This window comes from Mycobacterium sp. URHB0021, assembly GCF_054057895.1.
In genome coordinates this window covers 282,765-303,792 of sequence record NZ_JBSRZT010000002.1, presented here as the reverse complement: position 1 = coordinate 303,792, position 21,028 = coordinate 282,765, and the positions used below count along the sequence as shown (strand labels likewise).

14 protein-coding genes and 1 pseudogene are annotated in these 21,028 nt (G+C 64.8%); 3 read left to right on the top strand and 12 right to left on the bottom strand.

The window, feature by feature from the left end; all coding sequences use genetic code 11:
* Positions 1–35 precede the first annotated feature (35 nt).
* Positions 36–755 (top strand): maleylpyruvate isomerase family mycothiol-dependent enzyme, encoded by a 720-nt coding sequence (locus tag ACVWWN_RS03545; protein ID WP_457142656.1) that lies wholly within the window; start codon positions 36–38, stop codon positions 753–755.
* A gap of 261 nt (positions 756–1,016) precedes the next feature.
* On the opposite strand, the gene ACVWWN_RS03540 is transcribed toward ACVWWN_RS03545, so the two are convergent.
* Positions 1,017–1,664 (bottom strand): RraA family protein, encoded by a 648-nt coding sequence (locus ACVWWN_RS03540; protein WP_457142655.1) that lies wholly within the window; start codon positions 1,662–1,664, stop codon positions 1,017–1,019.
* Positions 1,665–2,338: 674 nt separating this feature from the next.
* The gene (locus tag ACVWWN_RS03535) at positions 2,339–4,399 is read right to left on the bottom strand and encodes a hypothetical protein (protein WP_457142654.1); all 2,061 of its coding nucleotides are present in this window, start codon (positions 4,397–4,399) and stop codon (positions 2,339–2,341) included.
* Between the two features lie 625 nt (positions 4,400–5,024).
* Between ACVWWN_RS03535 and ACVWWN_RS03530 the strand changes: the two genes are divergently transcribed.
* Complete coding sequence (locus ACVWWN_RS03530) at positions 5,025–6,128, top strand: coiled-coil domain-containing protein (protein ID WP_457142653.1); 1,104 nt, start codon at positions 5,025–5,027, stop codon at positions 6,126–6,128.
* A 14-nt stretch (positions 6,129–6,142) separates the two neighbouring features.
* On the opposite strand, the gene ACVWWN_RS03525 is transcribed toward ACVWWN_RS03530, so the two are convergent.
* Together ACVWWN_RS03525 and ACVWWN_RS03520 are read right to left on the bottom strand one after the other, a co-directional pair.
* Complete coding sequence (locus ACVWWN_RS03525) at positions 6,143–8,275, bottom strand: DNA gyrase subunit A (RefSeq protein WP_457142652.1); 2,133 nt, start codon at positions 8,273–8,275, stop codon at positions 6,143–6,145.
* A 9-nt stretch (positions 8,276–8,284) separates the two neighbouring features.
* Positions 8,285–10,318 (bottom strand): toprim domain-containing protein, encoded by a 2,034-nt coding sequence (locus ACVWWN_RS03520; protein ID WP_457142651.1) that lies wholly within the window; start codon positions 10,316–10,318, stop codon positions 8,285–8,287.
* Between the two features lie 268 nt (positions 10,319–10,586).
* Between ACVWWN_RS03520 and ACVWWN_RS03515 the strand changes: the two are divergent.
* Positions 10,587–11,013 (top strand): annotated as a pseudogene (locus tag ACVWWN_RS03515) (hypothetical protein); the annotation flags it as partial.
* A gap of 133 nt (positions 11,014–11,146) precedes the next feature.
* Here ACVWWN_RS03515 and ACVWWN_RS03510 read toward each other — a convergent pair.
* The 8 genes from ACVWWN_RS03510 to ACVWWN_RS03475 form a co-directional block, all read right to left on the bottom strand.
* Entirely contained in the window at positions 11,147–12,076 is a 930-nt protein-coding gene (locus ACVWWN_RS03510; protein ID WP_457142650.1) for an antibiotic biosynthesis monooxygenase, read from the bottom strand.
* A gap of 362 nt (positions 12,077–12,438) precedes the next feature.
* Positions 12,439–13,278, bottom strand: a complete 840-nt coding sequence (locus ACVWWN_RS03505) for a bestrophin-like domain (RefSeq protein ID WP_457142649.1) — start codon at positions 13,276–13,278, stop codon at positions 12,439–12,441.
* A gap of 243 nt (positions 13,279–13,521) precedes the next feature.
* Complete coding sequence (locus ACVWWN_RS03500; RefSeq protein WP_457142648.1) at positions 13,522–14,115, bottom strand: carboxymuconolactone decarboxylase family protein; 594 nt, start codon at positions 14,113–14,115, stop codon at positions 13,522–13,524.
* A gap of 45 nt (positions 14,116–14,160) precedes the next feature.
* Positions 14,161–15,738, bottom strand: a complete 1,578-nt coding sequence (gene mhpA / locus ACVWWN_RS03495) for a bifunctional 3-(3-hydroxy-phenyl)propionate/3-hydroxycinnamic acid hydroxylase MhpA (protein ID WP_457142647.1) — start codon at positions 15,736–15,738, stop codon at positions 14,161–14,163.
* Positions 15,735–16,655, bottom strand: a complete 921-nt coding sequence (locus ACVWWN_RS03490; protein WP_457142646.1) for a fumarylacetoacetate hydrolase family protein — start codon at positions 16,653–16,655, stop codon at positions 15,735–15,737. Before ACVWWN_RS03490 ends, mhpA begins: the two co-directional genes overlap by 4 nt.
* Positions 16,656–16,688: 33 nt before the next feature.
* Entirely contained in the window at positions 16,689–17,837 is a 1,149-nt protein-coding gene (locus ACVWWN_RS03485) for a VOC family protein (RefSeq protein WP_457142645.1), read from the bottom strand.
* Between the two features lie 11 nt (positions 17,838–17,848).
* Positions 17,849–19,564 (bottom strand): alpha-keto acid decarboxylase family protein, encoded by a 1,716-nt coding sequence (locus ACVWWN_RS03480; RefSeq protein WP_457142644.1) that lies wholly within the window; start codon positions 19,562–19,564, stop codon positions 17,849–17,851.
* A 33-nt stretch (positions 19,565–19,597) separates the two neighbouring features.
* Positions 19,598–20,986: an NAD-dependent succinate-semialdehyde dehydrogenase gene (locus tag ACVWWN_RS03475; protein WP_457142643.1), complete on the bottom strand. Its 1,389-nt coding sequence runs from the start codon at positions 20,984–20,986 to the stop codon at positions 19,598–19,600.
* Between the last annotated feature and the right edge of the window lie 42 nt (positions 20,987–21,028).

Below are 21,028 nucleotides of genomic sequence, written 5' to 3'. Positions count from 1 at the left end.
CGCCTCATCGACTGCAGCGATACCATGGCCGCGCTATGAAACCAGCCGACCACGTCGTGGCCCTGCGACGCGACAGCAACCGCATCGCCAATGCCGCCGAGGGACGACTCGACCGCATCGTGCCCACCTGCCCCGGATGGCAGCTGGCTGATCTGGTCTGGCATGTCGGGATCGTTCAGATGTTCTGGCGGATGGTGGCTCGCGGCGCACTATCGGGCCCCCAGGCCTGGAGTGAACCCGACCGCCCTACCAACGATGACCTCTTGACCTGGTTTGGTCACGGTGTGGAGCTAACTGCCACCATCCTGGAGGACCTGGACCCCGACAGACCGGCCTGGACTTGGGGCCGCCGAAACACCGTGGGCTTCATCGGGCGCAGAGTGGCCCAGGAATCCAGCGTGCACTGGTGGGACGCCGTCAACGCCATCGGAGCCAACGAGCCCATAGAACAAGCCGTCGCAGTCGATGGGGTCGATGAATTCCTCGACGAGGTACTGCCAGGTCTCTCACCTGACCTGGACGGGGCAGCCCAGATCATCTGCCTGCGCGCCAACGACACCACGGGCCAATGGACCGTCCGAACCGGAGATGGCTCGGTCAACAGGATCCGGACTATCGACCAGGCCGACGCAACGGTGACCGCGACCGCATCCGATCTACTGCTGCTTTTATGGGGCCGCCGACCACCCGATCAAGTGCAAGTCGATGGCAATATGACTGCGCTGCAACGCTTCCTGACCCGAGCTGACTTCTGACTCTAACTCCCGATAGCCGCCACCTCGAACCTAAATCACTCACAGAGTTTGCCGCGAACCGCGTTTCGGTGAAGGGCCCACTTAGATCGCCGTGGGGTCCGGCTCTGTATTGACGCAAGGCACAGACCCCGGACAATCCAATGGCGGTCGATCTTCATGGCAACACCCGTGTTCATGAAATTCATTACCGGTGTGTGGCCCTGAGCTGCGCGGGCAAATCGTCACGTGGTTGTCAGAGGGGGGCCCGTCGGACTGTTGCGCTCAGCTAGGTGGTGTAATCGACAATCTGCTCTGGTCACCACTGCGTAATGCCGCCACGTGGTCGGCGAGGTTGGTCATCTCGATCAGTGAAGTGCCGCCCTGGATTCCTGCGAGTATGGCGGCCTCGGTCTGCTCGATTTGCGCTGCCTGGTCCAGGCACGCCTCGAGCCGTGCGCGTGGGGCGATGACGATCCCGTCGTCGTCGGCCACAACGATATCGCCGGGCGTCACCGGCAGCCCTCCGAAGGCGATCTGACCACCCACATTGGGCACCGCGTCCGATCGCCCCGCGTTAGGCACCGAGCCACGAGCCCACAGCGGTAGCTGCGGAGGTAGACCGCCGCGGTCGCGCACGTAACCGTCGACGAGGATTCCGCCGAGTCGGCGGCGGTACGCTTCGGCCGCCAGCAGCTCGCCGAGTGCTGCCAAACGTGAGCCGCCCGTTTGCACGACCAACACGTCACCGGGAGCCGCATCGTTGATCGCCCACAACGTGGAGAGGAACTCATCGGTCGCAACGGCTGTGTATGCGGGTCCGCATAGTCGTGCGCTCGCCGTAATGGGCCGGATCGCCGGATCGGCAACCGGTAGCGACTTGTCGACATCACAGAGCGTGCTGACTGGCAGCCCGGCAAGAGCATCCATCATGGGACGGCATCCTAATCCCCTAATCCCCTAATCCCCTAATCCCCTAATCCCCTACTCCCAGCCTTCTCGGCAAGCGCTGCCACTCCAACAACCTCTGGATCAACGTCCAACGTGCTGAGATGGGCACGCTCACATCAGGATTAAAATTTCACCTGACGTTTGACTGTGTCCCTTCGACCAGATGCCGCGTTTCGCGGTCGATGCGGGCCCCTGCGTACATCCGTCGCTGTGACGAAATGGCGCCGCTTCCATCTCAACGTTGGGGCCCCTCGGTCCCCGCCGGGCGCACCGTCATCTTAGTCACGCACCACATCGAAGAGGCGGTGTACCTAGCTGATCGGATCGTTTTGATGTGCGCTAATCCGGGTCGGATCGAAGAGATCTACCCGGTACCGGTCGAGCAGCGTCGCATGCGCGACGCAATCGACGGCGCGGACTTGCGTAAAGCAATTACAGCGCAGATGCACCAAGCGTCAGGTGGTTAATGTTCGCCCGACAGGTGACGCAATCAACCACCCAGCCCGATCCGCCTCGAAGCCAGCTGACTGAATGCGCGCAGCGTGCGTGAGCGCGTCCGTCGTTTAGGAAATGCGCTCTCGGAGAGGGAACTCGCGCCTCAATGGTTAGAGTCTTGTTTGGTCGTGACGGACAATCGAAATAGGTGTTGAAAACCGTCAACACATCGGAATTGAACACTTGGGTGCCCTTGGTGCGGGTGCTGGACGCGGCTCAGGAGCAGGTCGCGGCGCACGAGGCGGCGCGCCGTGTACGGGCGGTGCTTGCCGTGCGGGCTGCTGCGGAGCCACGTCCGGCACCCGCGGAGGAGGTGCCTGGTGGATGGCCGCCCGCGGAGCAGGTGCCTGGTGGACGGGCGCCTGTCGAACCGGGGCCTCGGGAGCAGGAGCCTGGTTCTTGGGAGCCGGAGCGTGCTGCGCGGGTGGTTCCGGTGCGGTCCGCTGCTGCGGTGGCTCTTGCGGTGTCGGTGTCGCTGGGCGGGCGCGCGGTTCCGATTCCGGCGCCTGCGGAATTGGATCGGTCTGGGGCGCCGAGTGCTCGCGAGGAGGAGCCACCGCTGGGTTGGGTGGAGTCGCTTGTTTCGGCGGCGGCGCCACGTCGACGTTCGGAGAGCCGGACTTCGGCTGGATTGCTATCGGCCCTAAGGAGGGATCGGCGTCCCTTCCCGGCGCAGTTTCGGCCGGTGTGCGCTCCGGCCTTCTCTGTGGCCGGGCGACCTTCGGCGGTGTGTAGACGGGCACCGGCGAAAGCTTGGGTGCGGTAAACCCGGGTGACACCTTCGACGGCGGCGCGGTCGGCGCGGGCGCCGTCAATGCCGGTGGTGCAAATGGTGTTTGGTGGTTCGCTGTGGACGTGGCGGGCCGTTTCCCAGGCGTTGACGCCGACGGCGACCCGATGGAGACTGTGGTCCGCGGGCTGAGTTCGTTGGTGAAATCGCGGGCGGACTTGTCCGCGAGGTCCTTCATCAGTGACCCGGACCTGCTTGTCGCCTTGTCGTTGGAGATGAACTGCGTCAGTGAGGCGTTCAGGTTCACCACCGGGGATGAGGAGTGGACGTTGACATCGTTGACTGCCTTGGTAGTGGCCAGCGGTGCCCAGTCGCGTTTTCGCGGATCGTGCCAATCCCGATTCATGTTCCAATTTTGGTACAGGTTCGGGTGGAATCCGTGGGCGTGGTCCCACTGCGTGCGGTGGTACACCGGGTCGTCGTTCTGGAACTTCCACTGGTAGTACTGCTCGTAGGGGTGGTGGCGGTTGTACCAGTCCTCATTGCGTGGGTCACCGGGGTGGTCGCGTCGTTGACCCCAGTCGTTGCGGCCGCCGCGGTCCCAGCCGTCGCGGTCGTAGCCTGCCCAGTTGTAACCCGCCCAGTTGTAGCCCCGGCGGTCGTAGCCCCAGCGGTCGTAGCCCCAGCGGTCGTAGCCCCACCGGTCGAAGCCTAGGAAATCGAAGCCGTACTGGTTGTAGCCGCTGAGGTCGTAGTTGTACCAGTCGGTGGGGTCGTAGCCGTAGAGCTGTCCCCACGACGGGTCGTAGTAACCCAGGTCGTCGAGGTTCGGTGTCAGCGGAGGATCGTAGGGCTGCGGCCAGTCGGCCGCAGGGGCATCCGGAACATCGGGCGGTGGTGAGATGAAGTCCTCGGGTGCCACGCTGCCGGCGCTATCCGAGATCGGATATCCCCAGGAGGGCGCCGCATCCGGTGTCTGTGGCGGGTTGCCCGGGTCGGCGGCCGGCGGTGCAGGAGGTGGTGCGGGCAACGCGGGCAGTTGTTGCACCGAATCGGGCGTGTACTGCAGAAGTTGTTGTGTCAGTTGCAAATAGAGGTTCTGCAGGCTGGTCCGCTGAGGTGATGCTGACAGGTAGTCCAAGTCCTGCTTGGCCTGATTGAGTGACGTGCGGGCATCGGTCAGCTCATCGGGTGTGGGCTGCTGTCCGCTGCCGAGGACATCCTGCGCTTTCTTCAGATCGTTGACGACGGCGGCCAGGGCAACGTCTTGCGCGTGCCCGGGAAAGACCGTCTTCTCGGCCCCCCATAAAGCGCCTCCCGGTGAGGTCTCGTACGTTGCGCCCAGGACACCCGCGACCAGTAACACGGCCAATCCGCCCGCGATGGCCGTCTTGCCCCGGCGCGACCGAGGTATGAGCCTGCGCCACCGCGACGCAGGCTCGGCTGACTGCACAACGTACTCGCGGGCGGGTGGGGGACTGAGAGTCGTCATGCTGACCTCCTCGACAACGGGCCGGTAGCCCTGGTCGCGTCGCTCGCGACCGCGCGATTTCGGATGCTTAAATACTTGTTGGTTCCGGCCGATACGCACGCCTGCCACGATTACTAAGCACAACTAAAATCTACGCAGTCCCGCCCCGCACACCCAGCCTCCAGGCGGAATTCTCATCAAGCCACAGCTCTCGCATAGAGACGCACAGGAAGCAGTCGGCGTGGTCGACGCCAGCTCCCCGAACGTTCAATCCTGCGAGGCACGTCGAATGGATGATCGGCCTGGACGGGACCTGCGGCCGCGCTGTGAGCGCGTGATGATGCACTCGGCGACAGCTCGAAATGCCTCCGTCACAGCCCCTTTGGTCGGGCTGTGACTTGGGCTAGCCACCCGTGCTTGCAGCGAAGATTGACAGAGTGGGTTCTCGCTGTGACGACTAGGCGCGCAGGGCCCCGCTTTCAACTGTCGCTCACGCACGCCGCCGCCTCGACCGCCATGGAGTCCGGCCGGGCGGCGTTCACGTTGACGGACGAGTGGACATCGGCGATGCCAGTTCGTAGCCTTTCCGGGACGCACGCGCCGGACCAGGATCGGTCCCTGATGCCGAAGGATCGTGACAAGCCGAATGACCCGGGTGTGCCATTCACTTCGGCGAACAGCGTATGGTTCGGCAGCCGCGGTACTGGTGCTGTCGATGTCGATGGGCGGCGTGATGGCGGACCCGGCGGCTGACGCGTTGGCGAGGCTCAACGAGTTGTCCCGTCAGGCGGTGCAGAGTCGCGATGCCGTCACGACGGCCCAACGCGAGTCCGACGCCAGACTGGCTGCCCAGACTGCTGCCGAAGACCGCCATCGCGCTGACCTGGCCGCCCTCGAGGTTGCGAACTTCCAACTCGAGCCCTTTCAGGCCGCGGTCGACCGACTGGCGGCTATGGCGTACACGAGTGGAGGCACCGGTCAATTCGCAGCGGCGCTGACCGCAGCCTCCCCGCAACAGCTGATCGACCAGCTGTCGCTGCAGCGGGTGGTAGCCGATCAGACGGCCGACCAGATGAAGGCCTTCAGTGCTGGGCGTGAACGCGCGGCCGCCGCCGCCAGGACGTCAGAGGCGTCGGCCGCCGACGCCCGCGCCGCGGCCGAGCAGGCCGCGGCGGTGCACGCCGGCCTGCAGGCCAAGTGGCGTGAACTGCTGCGTCAGATCACCGCCGCGGAGGTGCAGTACGCGGCGTTGACACCGCAGCAGCAAGCGGTGGTCGACGCCGCGAGCTCGGTTCCGCCGCCGGCGCCGAGTGCGCCCGCTCCGTTAGACCCGCCGATTGTCGCGACGCCTGGCGATGTCGGCCCGTCCCTCGCAGCGGCCGTTGTAGACATGCCGGAGGCGTTGCCCGTCGGAGTCGCGTCCGAGGCCGGGCTGCAGGCCAACACCATCCTGGCGGCGCGGGCCGTCAGCGCGAGGTTCCCCCAGATTGCCGACATCGACGGCGTCCGACCGGACTCGAAGCCATGGCATCCGAGCGGTCTGGCGATCGACATCATGATTCCCAACCCCTCAAGCCCAGAGGGCATCGCGCTCGGAGACGAGATTCTCGCGTTCGCGATGAGTAATGCTGCCCGATTCGGATTACAGGATGTGATCTGGCGCGGCACGTACTACACGCCGGGCGGTCCGCGGGGCTCGGGTTACGGCCACTATGACCACGTGCACATCACCACGACACCACGCCGGTAACCGCGGACGAGTGACTACAGTGCGCGCGGAGTGATCTCCCCGCCCGACCCCTTGATCGTCGACTTCGCGCGCTTCTCAGCCCGCACCGGCTTCCCGCCCCGCACGAACCCGGTTGCCGAGATTGACGCCGACAGCAGTGCGTCCTCACCGTTGACGAATGGGTGGAACCCGACGCCGGCGCCACCGCGACCCTTCAGCGGAATGTCGGCGACTTCGGTTACCTTGAAACCCTTTTCGGACTTGGACAGGATGGCCTCGCCGTTCTCGCACGACACAGGCAGCGCGGCGATCACCTCGTCACCATCGCCCGCCAGCTTCACACCGGCCACCCCGTTGCCGGCCGCCCCCTGCGGATTCACCGCGGTGGGGTCGATCCGCAGCACCTTCCCGCGGCGAGTCACCAGAGCCAGGTGGTATCCATCGGCCAGCACGCCTGAACGCACCAGCCCGATGATGTCCGGGGCCACCGGGATGTCGCGGATCTTGTAGGGCAGACCGCTACCCGTGGTGAACTTGACACGTCCGTCGGTCCACACTGCCCATCCAAGACCCGAGGTGAGCAGGTCTCCGTGGCTGTCGGAGAACACACCCCGATCGTCAAGCCGCCAGGCGGCGTTGACCTTCCGCTCGCGCGGCCCGTCCTCCTCGAAGCCGGACGCCACGGGAGTGGCCTCGTAGTCCAGCACGGTGCGACGGTCGAACTCGGCGCCCTTGAACAGTTTTGCGGTCTCCACCAACTCCTGGTCGATCACCTTCCGGCGCGCATCGGGGTTCGATACCAACTCGGTCAGCTCAGCGAACTCCGCGTCCAGCTTCTCTGCTTCGGCCTGCAGTTCAATCACGTCGAGCTTGGTCAGCCGCCGAAGCTGAAGCCCTAGGACATAGTTGGCCTGCTCTTCGTCGATCCTGAACCGCTCCTGCAGCCCCTGCCGCGCATCGTCGACGGTGTCGGAGCTGCGGATTACCGCCACCGCGGCGTCGATGTCCAGGTGGATGGTCATCAAGCCCGCCACCAGATGGCGCCGCGCGGTGACCTTGTCCAGTCGGTACTCACTGCGCCGCAGCACCACCGAATCGCGAAGGTGCAGGAATGCGGAGATCAGTTCCCGCACCGACCACCAGCGCGGCACCCGGTCCTCGTCGAGCGCGACCAGGCTGGCGGCGAACGTCGACTCCAGCGGGGTCAGAGCGAGCAGCTGGTCACGGATCATCTCGGCACTGTGCCCGCGCTTGGCCGTGACCACGATCCGCAGCCCGTTGCGCCGGTCGGTCAGATCGGACATATCGGCCACACCCGGCATCTCGCCTGACTCGACGAGGGCCCGGATCCGGTCCTGCACAGTGTTACTCGCGACACCGGGCGGCAGTTCGGTGATGATGCAGTTCTTGCCGTCCACCGACACGGTGCCGCGCACCGTGAACGCTCCGCGGCCCGTGGTGATGTACTCCCGCAGTCCGGTTGTGCCGACCACGGTGGCCCCACATCCCCAGTCGGGGCCCGGAATCAGCTTGACCAACGTGTCGTCAGTCGTGTTCGGCCTGGCCAGCAGCGCCCGACAGGCCGCCATCACCTCGCGAGGATTGTGAGCCGGCACCTTGGTGGCCCAGCCCTCGGCGATGCCCACGGCGCCGTTGCACAGCAGCACCGGCCACTGCGCCGGCAGCATCGTCGGCTCGGTCCACTCGCCGTCGAACGTCTGCACCATCGGTACCGCGTGATCGTCGAGTTCCGCAGTTAGCGCGGCACCGGGTGCCGACAGCCGCATTTCGGTGTAGCGGTCGGCCGCGGGAATGTCACCTTGGATGCGGGGGAACGCTCCCTGTCCGTCAATGACTTTCACGCGCTGGAACTCAGCGGCCATCAGCGCCGCGGCGCCGTACATCGACGCACCGCCGTGCGGGTGCAAATTTCCCGTGACCGCCGAACAGACCTTCGAGGACTTCTGCGGCTTGTTGCCGGGCAGGAGTTTCGAGTCGTGCATCTGGTAGAGCAGGCGCCGCTGGCCCGGCTTGAGACCGTCGAACGCGGAGGGGATGGCGCGGTCGCTGACGCTGTAGAGCGCGAAGGTCAGCTGGTAGCGGTTCCAGTAATCGTCGGCACTCTGGTCGAGCACCAGGTCGGGGTTCTGTTCGATGACGGCGGTCACAATGCGCTCCTAGTCGAGGTCCAGCGACGCGGTGTCGACACGGGAGGCGATGTCTGCCATCCACGTGCGTCGGCCCTCCGGCGGTCCGCCGAACAGAGTGTGATGCAGATTCTTCTCACCGTCATCGAGGTGCACGCGAATCACGGTGCGCCGCTGCGGGTCCAACACAGTGTTCCAGAAGTCGTCGGCGTCCATCTCGCCGAGTCCCTTGTTGCGCTGCACTTCCACCCTGCGTTTGGACGTGGCCTTCATCTGAGCCACGGCGGCGTCGCGCTCGGACTCGTCCTGGCAGTACACCCGCTGAGTCCCGTCCTTCACGACGAAAAGCGGTGGCAGCGTCACGTAAACCATCCCGGCGTCGACGAGTGGCCGGTAGAAGTCCAGGAACATCGAGATGAGGCTCGAGTTGATGTTGCCTCCGTCGGGGTCGGCGTCGGAGGCGAACAGGATCCGGTCGTACCGGCACGCCTCCGGGTCGCAGTGGTCACGTACCCCGCAGCCCAGGATGCGTTCGATCGAGTCGAATTCGTCCTTGACCCGCGCCTTGCTCACAGTGAATCCGAACACGTTGGGCGGCTTACCCTTCAGCGGGAAGGCGGCCTGGAACGTCGCGTCCCTGGCCGCCTTGATCGTGCCCAGCGCCGAGTCGCCCTCACACAGGAACAGCTCGGCACCCGACCCACGTCCGGTCTCCCGGCTGGGCAGCAGCTTTGGGGGCAGCGACAGATTCGTCCCAAGACCCTTGGCCTTCGATGCCGCCCTGGCGCGGGCCTTCGCGCCCTCGGCGCTGCGCCGCGCCCTGGCGGACTCGAGGGCCAGCTTGGTCCACAGCGTCACGGTGTCGCCGTTGGCAGGGTTGGCTGCCCAGATGGTGACGCCCCGCGCCACGTCGGGGGCCATCGCCACGTTCAGTGACCGCGACGACACCGCGGTCTTGGCTTGGGAGTCCCACGACACGTCAGGTGCGCGGGTGTCGACGGCCAGTGCGGTGACTGCGGCGAAATCCTGTGGTTCCGGGCCCTCCTCGCCTTTGGCCAGTCCCAAGTCGCGGATCCGGGAAGCCCTTTCTGCCAGAGCTTCTGACAGTCCCTTCACCGCGGCCGTCAGATGGGATCCTCCGCCGGGGGTTCGTACGGTGTTGCAGAACGCGGCCACGGTGGCCGGTTCAGCAGGACCCGCGCTCAGCGACCAGCGGAAAGGAGTGGGGCCACGCCCGGTGGTGTACTCGCCGCGGCCCTCCACGGTGGCCCGCACGCTCGGCACGGAGGTGTCGCCGGCGGCACACATGAGGTCCAGCAGTGGCTCGGTGCCCCACGGGCCGCTGAACTGCTCGAGCAACTCCGGCCTGACCTCAGCGCCGGGCCAGCCTTCGTCGACGACCACGAGGTGCACTCCTGTCGACATCCGTGCTGCGGCGTGCGCCCGCAGCAGCACCTCGCCGATGTCGATGCTGGAATCCGGCACCACCGCCGGGTCGAACAGGATCCGCACCGTGGTGCCGTGCGCGTGGGGTTTGCGGTTGCCGGAGCCGCGCAGCTTCTGCGTGTCGGCGCGGGTGAACGGGGCGTTCGGGTCGAAGTCCTTGCCCTCGAACTCGCCGGGGTAGCCGCCGCCGAAACTTTGCAAGTAAGTCTTTCCCGCCCGGCGCACCGTCACGTCGGTACGTGCGGAGATGAACACCGCTGCCGCGGCACCGATCCCATTCAGTCCGGCGCCCGTGCTGGCGGCGTCGCTGTGTGCGGAGAACTTGCCGCCCGCCCGTGCGGTACCCAGCGTTTTGACGATGCCGTTCTTCCCGTTCACGGGGTCTGAGTCGACGGGTAGGCCGCGGCCGTCGTCGGCAACGCTGACTGATCCGTCGACGTGCAACGTGATCGTCACCGTGGAACCACCGTGGCTGGGATCGGCGACCTCTTCGATCGCGTTGTCCACCAGCTCCCGCAGCGCGGTGTTGAGCACGTCCAGACCGAGGTTCACCGCAGGGCGCAGACGTGTGTGCTGGACATCGTCGAGCTCGGTGATGTCGGCGGCGGTGTAACTCACTGCTGGTCCTTCCCATCAGGGCAGAGGCGTGCCGAGGCGAGGGCAGCACGGGTGGCGTACGCATTCTGCCCCGAGCCGCCGACACCTGACCGCATCGTCCGGTCCGTGTCGTCGCGGTCTACGAAGGACTGAACTGGCGCTTGCAGCGGATTGGCAAGCGCTCGCGACACGCCGACGTCTTGTCAGATTAGTCCGGCGATTCCTGTCAATCTTCGCTGAATCTCGACGACGGACGGACCGCCCCCAAAGAGATCGCGGCGATCACCGATGGCTGAAAAGAGAGCGCACGTGTCTGCTTCGGGCACCCACCACGATGTCGGCTTCACCGACGACTACCACCAGCGCCAGATGGAGTATGAACACCACGGCGACCCCATGGTTCCGCGCCCACAACGCTTCAGCCAGTACACCCGCTCGCTGATGAAGGCACTCGACGTCCTGTTCACAACATTTGGGGGCTGCGACCCGCCGTCGTCGAAGGCACCAAGGACATCGCGCCACCAACCGCCATCCGCGACCTCGACAGCCCACGATTGCTCGGAACTCACCGCGCCGGAAAGCGACGTTCAGAGGTGGGCAACACCGAGTTCTACGCGCTGATCTGGATGCCGCCCGCCGCACAGCGCGCGGGCGACATCGTCCTCATCGACTCCACACACTTCACCACCATGTTCCGGGGGCAAGCTCAACCATGAAATGACGTTCCACCCACCAGGCCCCACGGCTTCGGCGAGGACGAGCCGAACGAGTTCGTCTAGCCGGACGCAGGCGCACGTGCGGTGCGCGTGAACGGCGCGGAATCAGGGCGTGCACGTCAGTCCGGGGACGTCAATTCCAGTACTGCAGCGCCTCGACTGTCGCGAAGGTGGTCAACGACGCGGCGTACACGATCACGGCGACTGCGGTACCGCGCAGGCTGATTCGCAGACCGGCGCCGTCCACCGGGTCCAGCCAACGGCGGCACCATGACGCCGCCGTTGGCATCAACCACCATTGCATCAATGCCACGCTGACCACCTGGACGAGCCAAACCGACAGCCACGGCTCGGCGCCCAACCCCGCGATCACCGGTGTCACGAATCTCGACATCAGCATCACCATGGGGTAGAGCACCATCAGGAGGAGCATCGCCGTCTTCCAGCTCGGCGTCATCTGCGGCTTGCCGTTCACGTTGCGCACCGTGGTACCGAACGGGGTGGTCTTGGCGAACACCGCGAAATCCCTCGTCAGACTCGACCGCACCGGCGGCAACACTTCGTTGCGCTGCGGGGACCGTAGCCATGCCGACAACTGGGGTTCGGTGCGAAACCGGATCATCGAGTTCCATTTCCCAAGCGCGCCCGGCCGGAAGATGGCCGTGCCCTCATAACCGGGGAACTGGGAGGCGGCCATCGTCAGCTTGACGTGGGCAGCCTGGAAGTCGGCCTCCATCCCGCTGGACACGCTGGAGTAGACGATCGCCACACCGGTCGGTATCACCGCACCATCGACGATCACCAAATCCGAAGTAAGCCGCAGAAATCCACGCGCGGCGGCGCCCCGCACCAAGTACTTCCACGTCGCCCCGTCGAGCCACAGATGGAGCAACTCCTCGGATTCGAAGGTGACGGCAACCGCCCAGTCCAGCGGTGCATCGTCAGAGATCGATGCGGCTAATGCGAAGAATCCCTGCGCGGCCTCCGCAGCGGATCGCACGTCGCAGATCCACCCATCGAAAACTTCGGGGTCGGCGGCACGCTCGAAGTTCGTGACGGCCATGGCGTTCACCGCGATCCACCGCCACGACGCCGAATCGCCGGCCCGCGATGGACCGGCCTCGCAACCTCATCGGCCATGCGATTCTCCTCCATTGTGGGTCGGCCACGCTGGAGTACCAGTCAACCCGAGGTTGTGCCTTCTGCTACTCGATCGTCTTAAAGAGGCCACATGCGACGCACAAAACCTGGCTCGCGGTTCGGCATCATCCGGGATTGCGACGACCGCGAGTCCGGCACTCACGAGTTGAGCGTGCCCTGAGACCGGGTGCTGTCAGAGTAGCTTTGCAAACTTTATGGCCGATTCTCACTTCAAATGTCCACATGATGTCTAAATGGACACGAAGTGAGATTCACCGCGCATAGCTACACCGGTCGGAAGATCGGCACCTGCTTGCCAGCGCCGTCAGCTGAGTGGTCGAGGGTATTGATGGCATTGTGTCTAAGCATTGCGTTGAGGGCATACTGCATGTTCTTGCTGGAGATGTTGTACAGGCCTTTATATGGGTTGACGATATCGATTATCGCAAAAATCATGCTGCTCAAGGTAGTCGCTGACAACGTGATTGCGATTATCACCAGCGGATTGGCTGGCGCGCGAAGGCCGAGACATATGAATATCATCATGATCCAGCCGACCAGCATTCTGAGAAAGGGTGGCGGCAGCGAGTTCTGAGGCGCCAGGAGCAGAGACCATCGGGCCCTGGCGAACTCTTTATATTGATCGAAGCAATCCACCGCTAATCGTTCGTGCAATGGATCGGGTGATTTCAAGCCGATGATCCCCAGCTCGATGCGGTTCACGAGATCACTCAGCACCCGCGTTGCTTCATCCCTCGACAATTTGCGCACATCTGGGTAGTTCACCTCCGTCGGGATGTCGTCCGCCCGCCAAAAATTGACAATCGCGGCGGCGGTAAAACTTTGGAGTTGTCTACGCATCTGTTCAGATTGTGGGCCATAATTGCGCATTGATTGGTCGAGTCGAATCAGCTGCCCGGCGAATATCGACCAATGCTCCTGAGTCGCGTCGATAAAGCTCTTTGTCGCGTTAATAAGCAAACCGATCACGATCGCCGTTATCGTCACCAGAAACGAGATGATCAAGCCCATAGAGTCGAGCGCGCCCGGCTGCGCATAGCACTCGAGCAACTGAGACTTCAACAAGTAACCGACCGCCGAGCTTCCGCAGAGGAGACCGAACACAATCAGCGCCCTCAGGATACTAGGCATCGTCGCTGTACCAATGCATCTGTAAATTCACTCGTCTCTGCCACACAACTTGGCCTACAATTCCTACGACGTCTATCTTGTACTTTGTCTGGACAATATTGGCCGACTATACGAGGCCACCTTGACGCGCTTCCTTTTCATGGTTGGCGGTCAGTCACGACGTCCTGTCGATCGCTGGGCTTCGTCGAGTTGTCGGCGACGGCTCCACTGGCGCCGCTAATGCGGTGCGGGTATCTCGAACAGGTTGAGCGTTGTGCATACCGTGTGGTAGATGCCGACGAGGATGGCGATGTCGGCCAAACCCTTTGTTCCAAAGTAGTTTTGGGCCTGCCGATAGAGCGTCTCGTCGACTCGGTGAGCGGTGGAAAGCTGCCGCGTCAGCTCTGCGGCGACCTTCTCGTCCTGGCTGAGGTCATCTGGTATTGCACCGCTGGCCAGCGCCTGCACGGCGACCTCAGAGATGCCGGCTTTCTTGGCTGCTGCGGAATGGGCGTACAGCTCATACTCGGACTGCCAGACCGCGCCCACCGCCAGGATCACCACTTCGCGCAGCCGCGGGCTCAACGACGTGTGCTCCCGCTCGCCCAATAACAGCTCGGCAGACGCTGACGTCATGGCCGGGTTGAGCAGCGCGGGGTTGAACGGGCCGATAAATCGGCCGTCGTCGGTGGTGCTGTGGAAACCAGTGTCGCTGGCCCAGGGGGCCACGGTGCTCGTCATCTTGTCGAAGAGTTCTCGTTGCGCCCCAACAAAATCGGTGGGATCTGGCAGGGGCAGGCGTCCGCCCAAGGCGTCGCTGTGATCGGTCATTTGATAGCTCCTTTTCTAGGTAGGTTCTTCTTGCGTCGTGTCGAGTCACATCGATAGGTGGCCGACATGATCACTGGGACTGTCGACTTCGTGGAACACCGGGATGGCTCGGCAGAGCGCTTCGACGCTGCGACCGGCTTGCATGACCGCGCGGTCCGGCCGCACGATGGCGGCGCTGGCGCGGGCTTTGCGCAGCCAACCGTCAAGATCGCTGCCAGGGGCGGCTAGGACGACGGCGGCTCCGCGGCTGCTGAGCTCGATTCGCTGCGCATCGGTGAGCTGCGATGAGGTGACCAGCGCGAACCGGTTCCCGACCACCTCGTCGAATCGCAGGCCGTCCTGCAGCACCGGGTTAGGGCACAGTGTTCCGGTGACGCCACCGGCGGTGCGGGATTTGATCACCAGTTCGGAACTGCGCAGACCGGGGGCGACGCCGTCGGCGGCACTGACCCGGAGACCAGGCAGACGCAGGTTCTGCATGCGCGGGAACACCACCTGGCGGATCAGGTCGCCGATGCGCCCGCCGCCGGTCATGGCCGCTCCCATGGACACGGCCATCAAAATCATGGCTGCCGCGTGCAGTTTGCGTTCTCGTTCGTAGGTGTCCAGCACGCTGTCGGGCAGGGTGCCGCCGAGCACGCCGACCAGTTTCCAGGTCAAATTCAGCGCGTCGCGCAGGCCGGCAGCCATGCCCTGGCCGACGAACGGCGGAGTCAGGTGTGCGGCGTCCCCGAGGAGGAACACGCGACGGTTGCGCCAGCGATTGGCCACTTGCGCCCGGAAGGTGTAGGCAGTCACCCGCACCAACGTCAACGCGTCGATCGGTGTGTCTCCCAGCCAGGGCCGGATGAGCGACTCGACGTCGGCCAGAGTCCGGTAATTGGCTACGGTCTCACCGTCGACAAGCTGAAACTCCCAGCGGTAGCGCGTCTCTGAGACCCGCATGTAGGTGCCGGCACGCTGGGGGTTGCACAGCTGGTGGCAGCCCTCCCACTGGTTGAGTTCGGCGTCGGTGTTGACGTCGATCACGAGCCAGTCTTGGGTGAACGGCAGCCCGTACATGTACGCCCCGATGGCCGCGCGGGTCGGGCTGCCGGCGCCGTCGCAGCCCAGCACGTAGCTGGCCTGCACGCTGTGCTCGCCGCCGCGCACCCGATCCAGAAAGCTCACCCGCACCCGGCCGGGCTGTGGCTGGGTGATCGAGGTGACCTCCACGTTGCCGTGGATGGTGACCTGGGGGTAGCGCTTGAGGTTCGCGCGTAGCAACCCTTCGAGCTCGGGCTGGTCGAACATGTTCATCTGCGGGAAGCCGTTGGCGCTGGACTCGGTGCTGCGCGGGATCTCGCTGAGCACCCGCATGTTCGGGTCGATCAACCGAAGACCGTGTGCTGGCCGGCGGTGGGCGGCGAACTCCGCGCCGATGCCCAGCCGGGCCAGTATGCGGTACACCTCGTCGTCGGCGTGCACCGCCCGCGGCAGGGGGTAGACCGTCTCATGGCGGTCCAGCACCAGGCACTCGACGCCGTACTGGGCCAGCAGCGTCGCGGCGGCGATGCCGGTCGGGCCGGCACCGATGATGACCACGGGGACAAACTCCGGCGCGCCGTTGTTCTGAGTGCTCATTTGTACACCACGACATTGCGCTGGACGCCGAGGTCGATGGCGCCGTCGTCGGTAGCGACCGTGGCCTCGACCACATCGCCGTCGTGCAGATACGCGGGGTTCTTCTCGAACTGCGCGGTCAAGAAAACCCCGAGATCCGTGTCACCCTTTGGCGTTTTGCCGTGCAGGGTCAGTGCGGTGCCCACCGGAGTTCCGGTCAACAGGATGTCTCCGGCGTCGACCTTCTGGAACTTCGCCAGCGCCTGCAGCGCCTGCACCGGCGGGTAGAGGATGTCGCCCTCGACGACCATGTCCTGGCGCACCTCGCCGTTGACCGACAGCCGCAGCCGCAGCTCACCGAAACGCTTGAGTTCGTCGGCGTCGACCAGCACCAGCGCCGGCCCAACCGGGGTGAAGGTGGGATAGGACTTCGACTCGAAGAACTGCTGCTTGGTCAGCTGCACATCGCGCGCCGAGATGTCATCGGTGACAACCAAACCCACCACGAAATCGGCCAGGTTGGCGGCGGTGACCTCGGTTCCCACGGGCAGCTCGCGGCCGAAGACCAGACCGATCTCGAGCTCGTAGTCCATCAGCTTCACATGCGACGGCTTGACGATGTCGCCGAATGGCCCGGTGACAGACCCGGACGCCTTGCGGAAGAAGGTCAGAGGGGTCTTGGCGGGGTCGCGGCCGACGTCTTTGACATGCGAGGCGTAGTTGGTGGCCTGAGCCACCACGCGACACGGCGTCGTGATCGGGGACAGCAGCGCAAGGCTCTCCACCGGCACGGTGTCGGTGCTCTTGGCAGCGGTGTCGATGGCCGCGCGGTCGGCCAGCAACTCGGCGGTGGTGCTCGCGTCGGTGTCGATGCGAGCCGCACCGGAGGTGGTCTGCACCCACCATGCGTCGGCGGTGCGTAGGACTGATGTGCTCATAACCGGTTTCTTCTCTCTTTCAGTTGGTGTTGGTTAGGTTTTGGCGACGGCGAACAGCCCGCGCAGTGCGGACAGGTCGAATTCGTTGTCGTGGCGTAATGCATCGACCATCAGGGCGAGTTCAGCCGCGGTCTCGCGCGCTGATCCGAGGCCGAGGAAGTCCTTGCTCGGCGGCGGTCCCCACTGATACAGGCCGGAGGCATGCATCGCGGCCCAGCCGGTCTGCAGGGTGTTGTCGAACATGTCGCCGTCCGCATAGTGCTCCACCAAGAAACCGTCCGGGTCACGCCAGTAGTCGAAGATCTGGCTGCCTTCGATGTGGCGGCCGATGCCCCACGAGCGGAAATACCCTTGCTCGCGCAGGTGTTCGCCGCCGGCGGCCAGCGCGTCGAGGTCGGCGACCTCGTAGGCGGAGTGCATGTAGCGCTTGACCGGACCCAGCGCCATGGCCAGGGTGTGGTGATCGGCGGGGACAGAGCCGCGATCGCAGCGGATGAAGCTCAAGATCGGCCCGCGTTCGCGCTGGCCGGGGTAGTAGGAGAAGTCGCTGACGATCATGCCGAAGGTGTCGAGGTACCAGTTCAGCGCCTCGATGTACTTCGGCGTCTGCACCACGATGTGTCCGAGCCGCTGGACATTGGTGGGCACCCGCGGCGGGCGCTGCATCGCGTTGGTCCGGACCTTCTCGTGGCCGAAGTTGAACTCGTGAGGCGTCTGTGCGGTGGGCAGTGCCTCGAGCTCGTGGGTACCCGACACCACGCGCACCGGCAGCCCGCTCGGGTCGACCAGATCAACGGTCACCCCGCCGAGCGACTCCGGCAGCGGGTGAACGTTGGTCCCCGTCGCGTCGGCCAGCCGCACTAAATCGGATTGCTCGGCGGCCAAAAAGGCCGGCCCGAGGAACTTCTCGCGCTGGCCGCGGCGGATCAGCACGCACGGCGCCCCCGCGTCGCTGCCCCGCAGGTGCAGCTCGTCCTTGGTGCGCAGCACCGTCGCGAACCCAAAGGAGTGGGCAAACGCCTCGGCCTTGACCAAGTCCGGCTTCTCGAACTCGAGCCAGAGAACGTCGTGGACTTTGATGATCGGGCTGGCCGAGCGCCCTGGGTGTTCTCCTGGGCGAGCGCCCTGCTCGCTGTGCAGATCATTGTGCGCGTTGTGCGCGCCGATGAGTTGGTCGGTCATGGGTCTTTCTCCTAGATGTGTTGGGGTGGGCGGGAATTGACGCGGGCGACCTTCGAACCCCAGGAAATGACCTCAGGGCTGGCGTCCTCGTTGGGTACTTGGCATTCGATGAGGACTGGGCCACCCGTGTGGGCACGGGCTGTGGTGATAGCGTCGGCCAGTTCTGCTGGCGTGGTGGCCGTCAGCCCCAGGCCGTGGCCGTCGTCGGCGTTGAACACGTCGATCAGCCCGGCGTAGTCCCAGTTCTTGTAGTAGTTGTAGGGGCCGTCATGGATGGCCGACTCGATCACGTATCCGCGGTTGTTGACCAGGAAGATGAGGATTTCTTGGCGATGGCGGATCATGTTGGACACTTCCTGGGCGGTCAGCTGGAAGGATCCGTCGCCGATCGCCGCGACCAGGCGCCGGTCGGCTTCTAGGCCCACCGAGTAGCCGAACGCGGCGGGCACGGCCCAGCCGATGGAGCCCCATTGCATCTCGATCTCGAACCGGGCACCGCCTGGGAGCCGGGTGTACATGCCGTCCCACCAGGAGATGCCGGTTTCCACCATCAGCGTGGTCTTGGCGTCGAGGTCTGCCTCGATCTGGCGCCACAGCTCCGCTCGGCTCAGTGGGGTGTCGGCGTCGACCTCTGGGGCCGGGCCCGGTGTGGGTGCTGCTCCCCTGAGGCGTTGGAATTGGTGAAGGGTGGCGTCGTTGGCTGGGACCTTCTTCGCCAGATCGGAGAGGAAGTCGGCCAGCGCAACACCGGTGTATTCGGCGGCGGCGAACCGCACGACTTGCGGCTCGGCGCTGATCAACCGCTGCCGCGCGGGCTGCGCGCTCCAGCCGACCGTGGTGTAGTCCGAGAACACCGGTCCTGCGGCGACGACTAGATCGGCCCAGTCGACGATGGCCTGGCAGCCCGGGGTGCTCACCTCGCCCCAGTAGATGCCCGCGTATTGCGGGTGGTCTTCGGGGAAGAAGCCCTTGGCGTTGGGCATGACCGCCACGGCGCAGCCAAGCGCTTCGGCCAGTTCCTGGAAGGCGTCGATGGCCCCGTAGGAGCGCAGGTGCGCTCCGGCCAGCAGGACCGGCTTTTTCGCGTTCTCCAGAAGCTGGCGGGCCTGGTCGACCGCGGCGATCAACGCCCGCGGGTTGGTGGGCTGGAAAGACAGCATCGTGGAAGCCAGCAACGTGTCGATCGGCGCCGGCGCGGGGCACGGGGCGGCCGACAGGTTGCAGGCGATCTCGATGTAGACCGGCTTGCGCTCGCGCAGGGCGGTGCTGATCGCCTGATCGATCAGGGTCGGCGCGTTGTCGGCGTGCAGGATGCGCACCGCTTCACACGTCACCTGTCGACACACCTCGTACTGGTCGGAGAAGTCGTGTGTGCCCATTGTGTGGTGCATGATGTGATTCGCGACGGGGTCGTTGGTGTTGGGACCCGACGACACGAAGATCACCGGCAGGCGTTCCGCGTAGGCCCCGGCCACCCCGTTGAGCGCGGAGTATGCGCCCACGTTGTAGGTGGTGAATACGGCGCCGGCGCCGTTGGCCCGGGCGTAGCCCTCGGCGGCGTAGGCCGCGTTGAGCTCGTTGCAGCAGCCGATCTGCTGCAGGTTGTCGTTGGTCAGCAGTTCGTCGAGCAGGACGAGGTTGTAGTCCCCGGGGACCATGAAGTAGTGCTTCAGTCCGATTTGCTGCAATCGGGCCGCCAGGTACTTTCCGACGGTGAAGTCAGCCATGATTTCTGTTCCTTCTTCTTGGTCAGGGATCGATCAGGCGGGCGCGTCGATCGGCACGACGTTGATGAGCTTTTTGTTGATGAACTCCTCAATGCCGAGGTGGGCGAGCTCATGGCCGTAGCCGGAGATCTTGACCCCGCCGAACGGCAGGTCGGCCTTGAGCCGAGCCGGGTGGTTGATGTTGACCATTCCGGTGTCGATGCGCTTGGCGACCTCGATGCCATTCGAGATATCGCTGGTGAACACCGATCCGCCCAACCCGAAGCGTGAGTCGTTGGCCAGCCCCACGGCTTCGTCCTCGTCGTTGACCCGGAAGAACAGCGCCACCGGCCCGAAGAACTCCTCGTAGTAGGCCGGGTTGTCCGGGGCGATGTCGGTGAGGATCGTCGGCTGGATGAACGCGCCCTTGGTGGGCACCGACTCGCCGCATGGAATTGCCTTCGCGCCGGCTTCCACGGCGGCGTTGATCTGTGCGTTGAGATCGTCGGCGGCCTTCTGGCTGCACATCGGGGCCAGCGTCGTCGCGTTGTTGAACGGATCGCCGGCCTTCAGCTCGGACATCGCCGCCTGGAACTTCGCCAGGAACTCGTCGGCAATCTCGTCGACGACGACGATGCGCTTCGAGGCCACACAGCACTGGCCGCCGTTGAAAACGCGGCCGTGCACCGCCCACTCCACCGTCTTGTCGAGGTCACAGTCGGCCAGCGCGATGAATGCGTCCGACCCGCCCAGTTCCATGGTCGATTTCTTGAGGTTCTTGCCCGCCCGGGCGGCCACGACCGCACCGGCACCCTCGCTGCCGGTCAACGCAACGCCGCGGACGCGCTCGTCGTCGATCAGGGCGTTGATTTGATCCTTGGTGGCGTACAAGTTCGTGTAAGCGCCTGCCGGTGCACCCGCCTCCAGGAGCAGCGTCTCGAAGGCGGCCGCCGCCTGCGGCACGTTCGAAGCGTGCTTGACCATGACCACATTGCCGGCCATCAGGTTCGGGCCGGCTACCCGCGCCAGCTGGTAGTACGGGAAGTTCCAGGGCTGCACCCCGAGGATGACTCCCAGCGGGGCGCTGACCAGCATGGCGGTGTCGTCGGAGCTGGCGGTGTCCAGAGGCTCGGGGGCTAGGAAACCCTCGGACTTCTCGGCGTAGTAGTCCAGGATCTGGGCGCTGAGCTCCACCTCACGGAGGGCTTCGGTGTAAAGCTTGCCCATTTCCAAAGTCAGCAGCCGGGCGAACTCGTCGGACCGCTCGCGCAAGATCGCCGCGGAACGCTTGATGACAGCGGTGCGCTCACGGAACGATGTCTGGCTCCAAGACTCGAACGTCTTCTGCGCCTGTCCGAGCAGTTCCATCGCCTGCTCGTCGGTCAGATCATCAAAGCTGGCCACAACCTCGTTGTTGAACGGGTTTACGGTCTGGTATCCCATCGGGGTCTTCCCTTCAGTTGGCGGCGGCTGTTGCTACCGGTT

Coding starts and splice junctions, on each gene's coding strand:
- ACVWWN_RS03545 (WP_457142656.1), top strand. CDS start 36: ATGAAACCAGCCGACCACGTCGTGGCCCTGCGACGCGACAGCAACCGC.
- ACVWWN_RS03540 (WP_457142655.1), bottom strand. CDS start 1,664: ATGATGGATGCTCTTGCCGGGCTGCCAGTCAGCACGCTCTGTGATGTC.
- ACVWWN_RS03535 (WP_457142654.1), bottom strand. CDS start 4,399: ATGACGACTCTCAGTCCCCCACCCGCCCGCGAGTACGTTGTGCAGTCA.
- ACVWWN_RS03530 (WP_457142653.1), top strand. CDS start 5,025: ATGACCCGGGTGTGCCATTCACTTCGGCGAACAGCGTATGGTTCGGCA.
- ACVWWN_RS03510 (WP_457142650.1), bottom strand. CDS start 12,076: ATGGCCGTCACGAACTTCGAGCGTGCCGCCGACCCCGAAGTTTTCGAT.
- ACVWWN_RS03500 (WP_457142648.1), bottom strand. CDS start 14,115: ATGACCGATCACAGCGACGCCTTGGGCGGACGCCTGCCCCTGCCAGAT.
- mhpA (WP_457142647.1), bottom strand. CDS start 15,738: ATGAGCACTCAGAACAACGGCGCGCCGGAGTTTGTCCCCGTGGTCATC.
- ACVWWN_RS03490 (WP_457142646.1), bottom strand. CDS start 16,655: ATGAGCACATCAGTCCTACGCACCGCCGACGCATGGTGGGTGCAGACC.
- ACVWWN_RS03485 (WP_457142645.1), bottom strand. CDS start 17,837: ATGACCGACCAACTCATCGGCGCGCACAACGCGCACAATGATCTGCAC.
- ACVWWN_RS03480 (WP_457142644.1), bottom strand. CDS start 19,564: ATGGCTGACTTCACCGTCGGAAAGTACCTGGCGGCCCGATTGCAGCAA.
- ACVWWN_RS03475 (WP_457142643.1), bottom strand. CDS start 20,986: ATGGGATACCAGACCGTAAACCCGTTCAACAACGAGGTTGTGGCCAGC.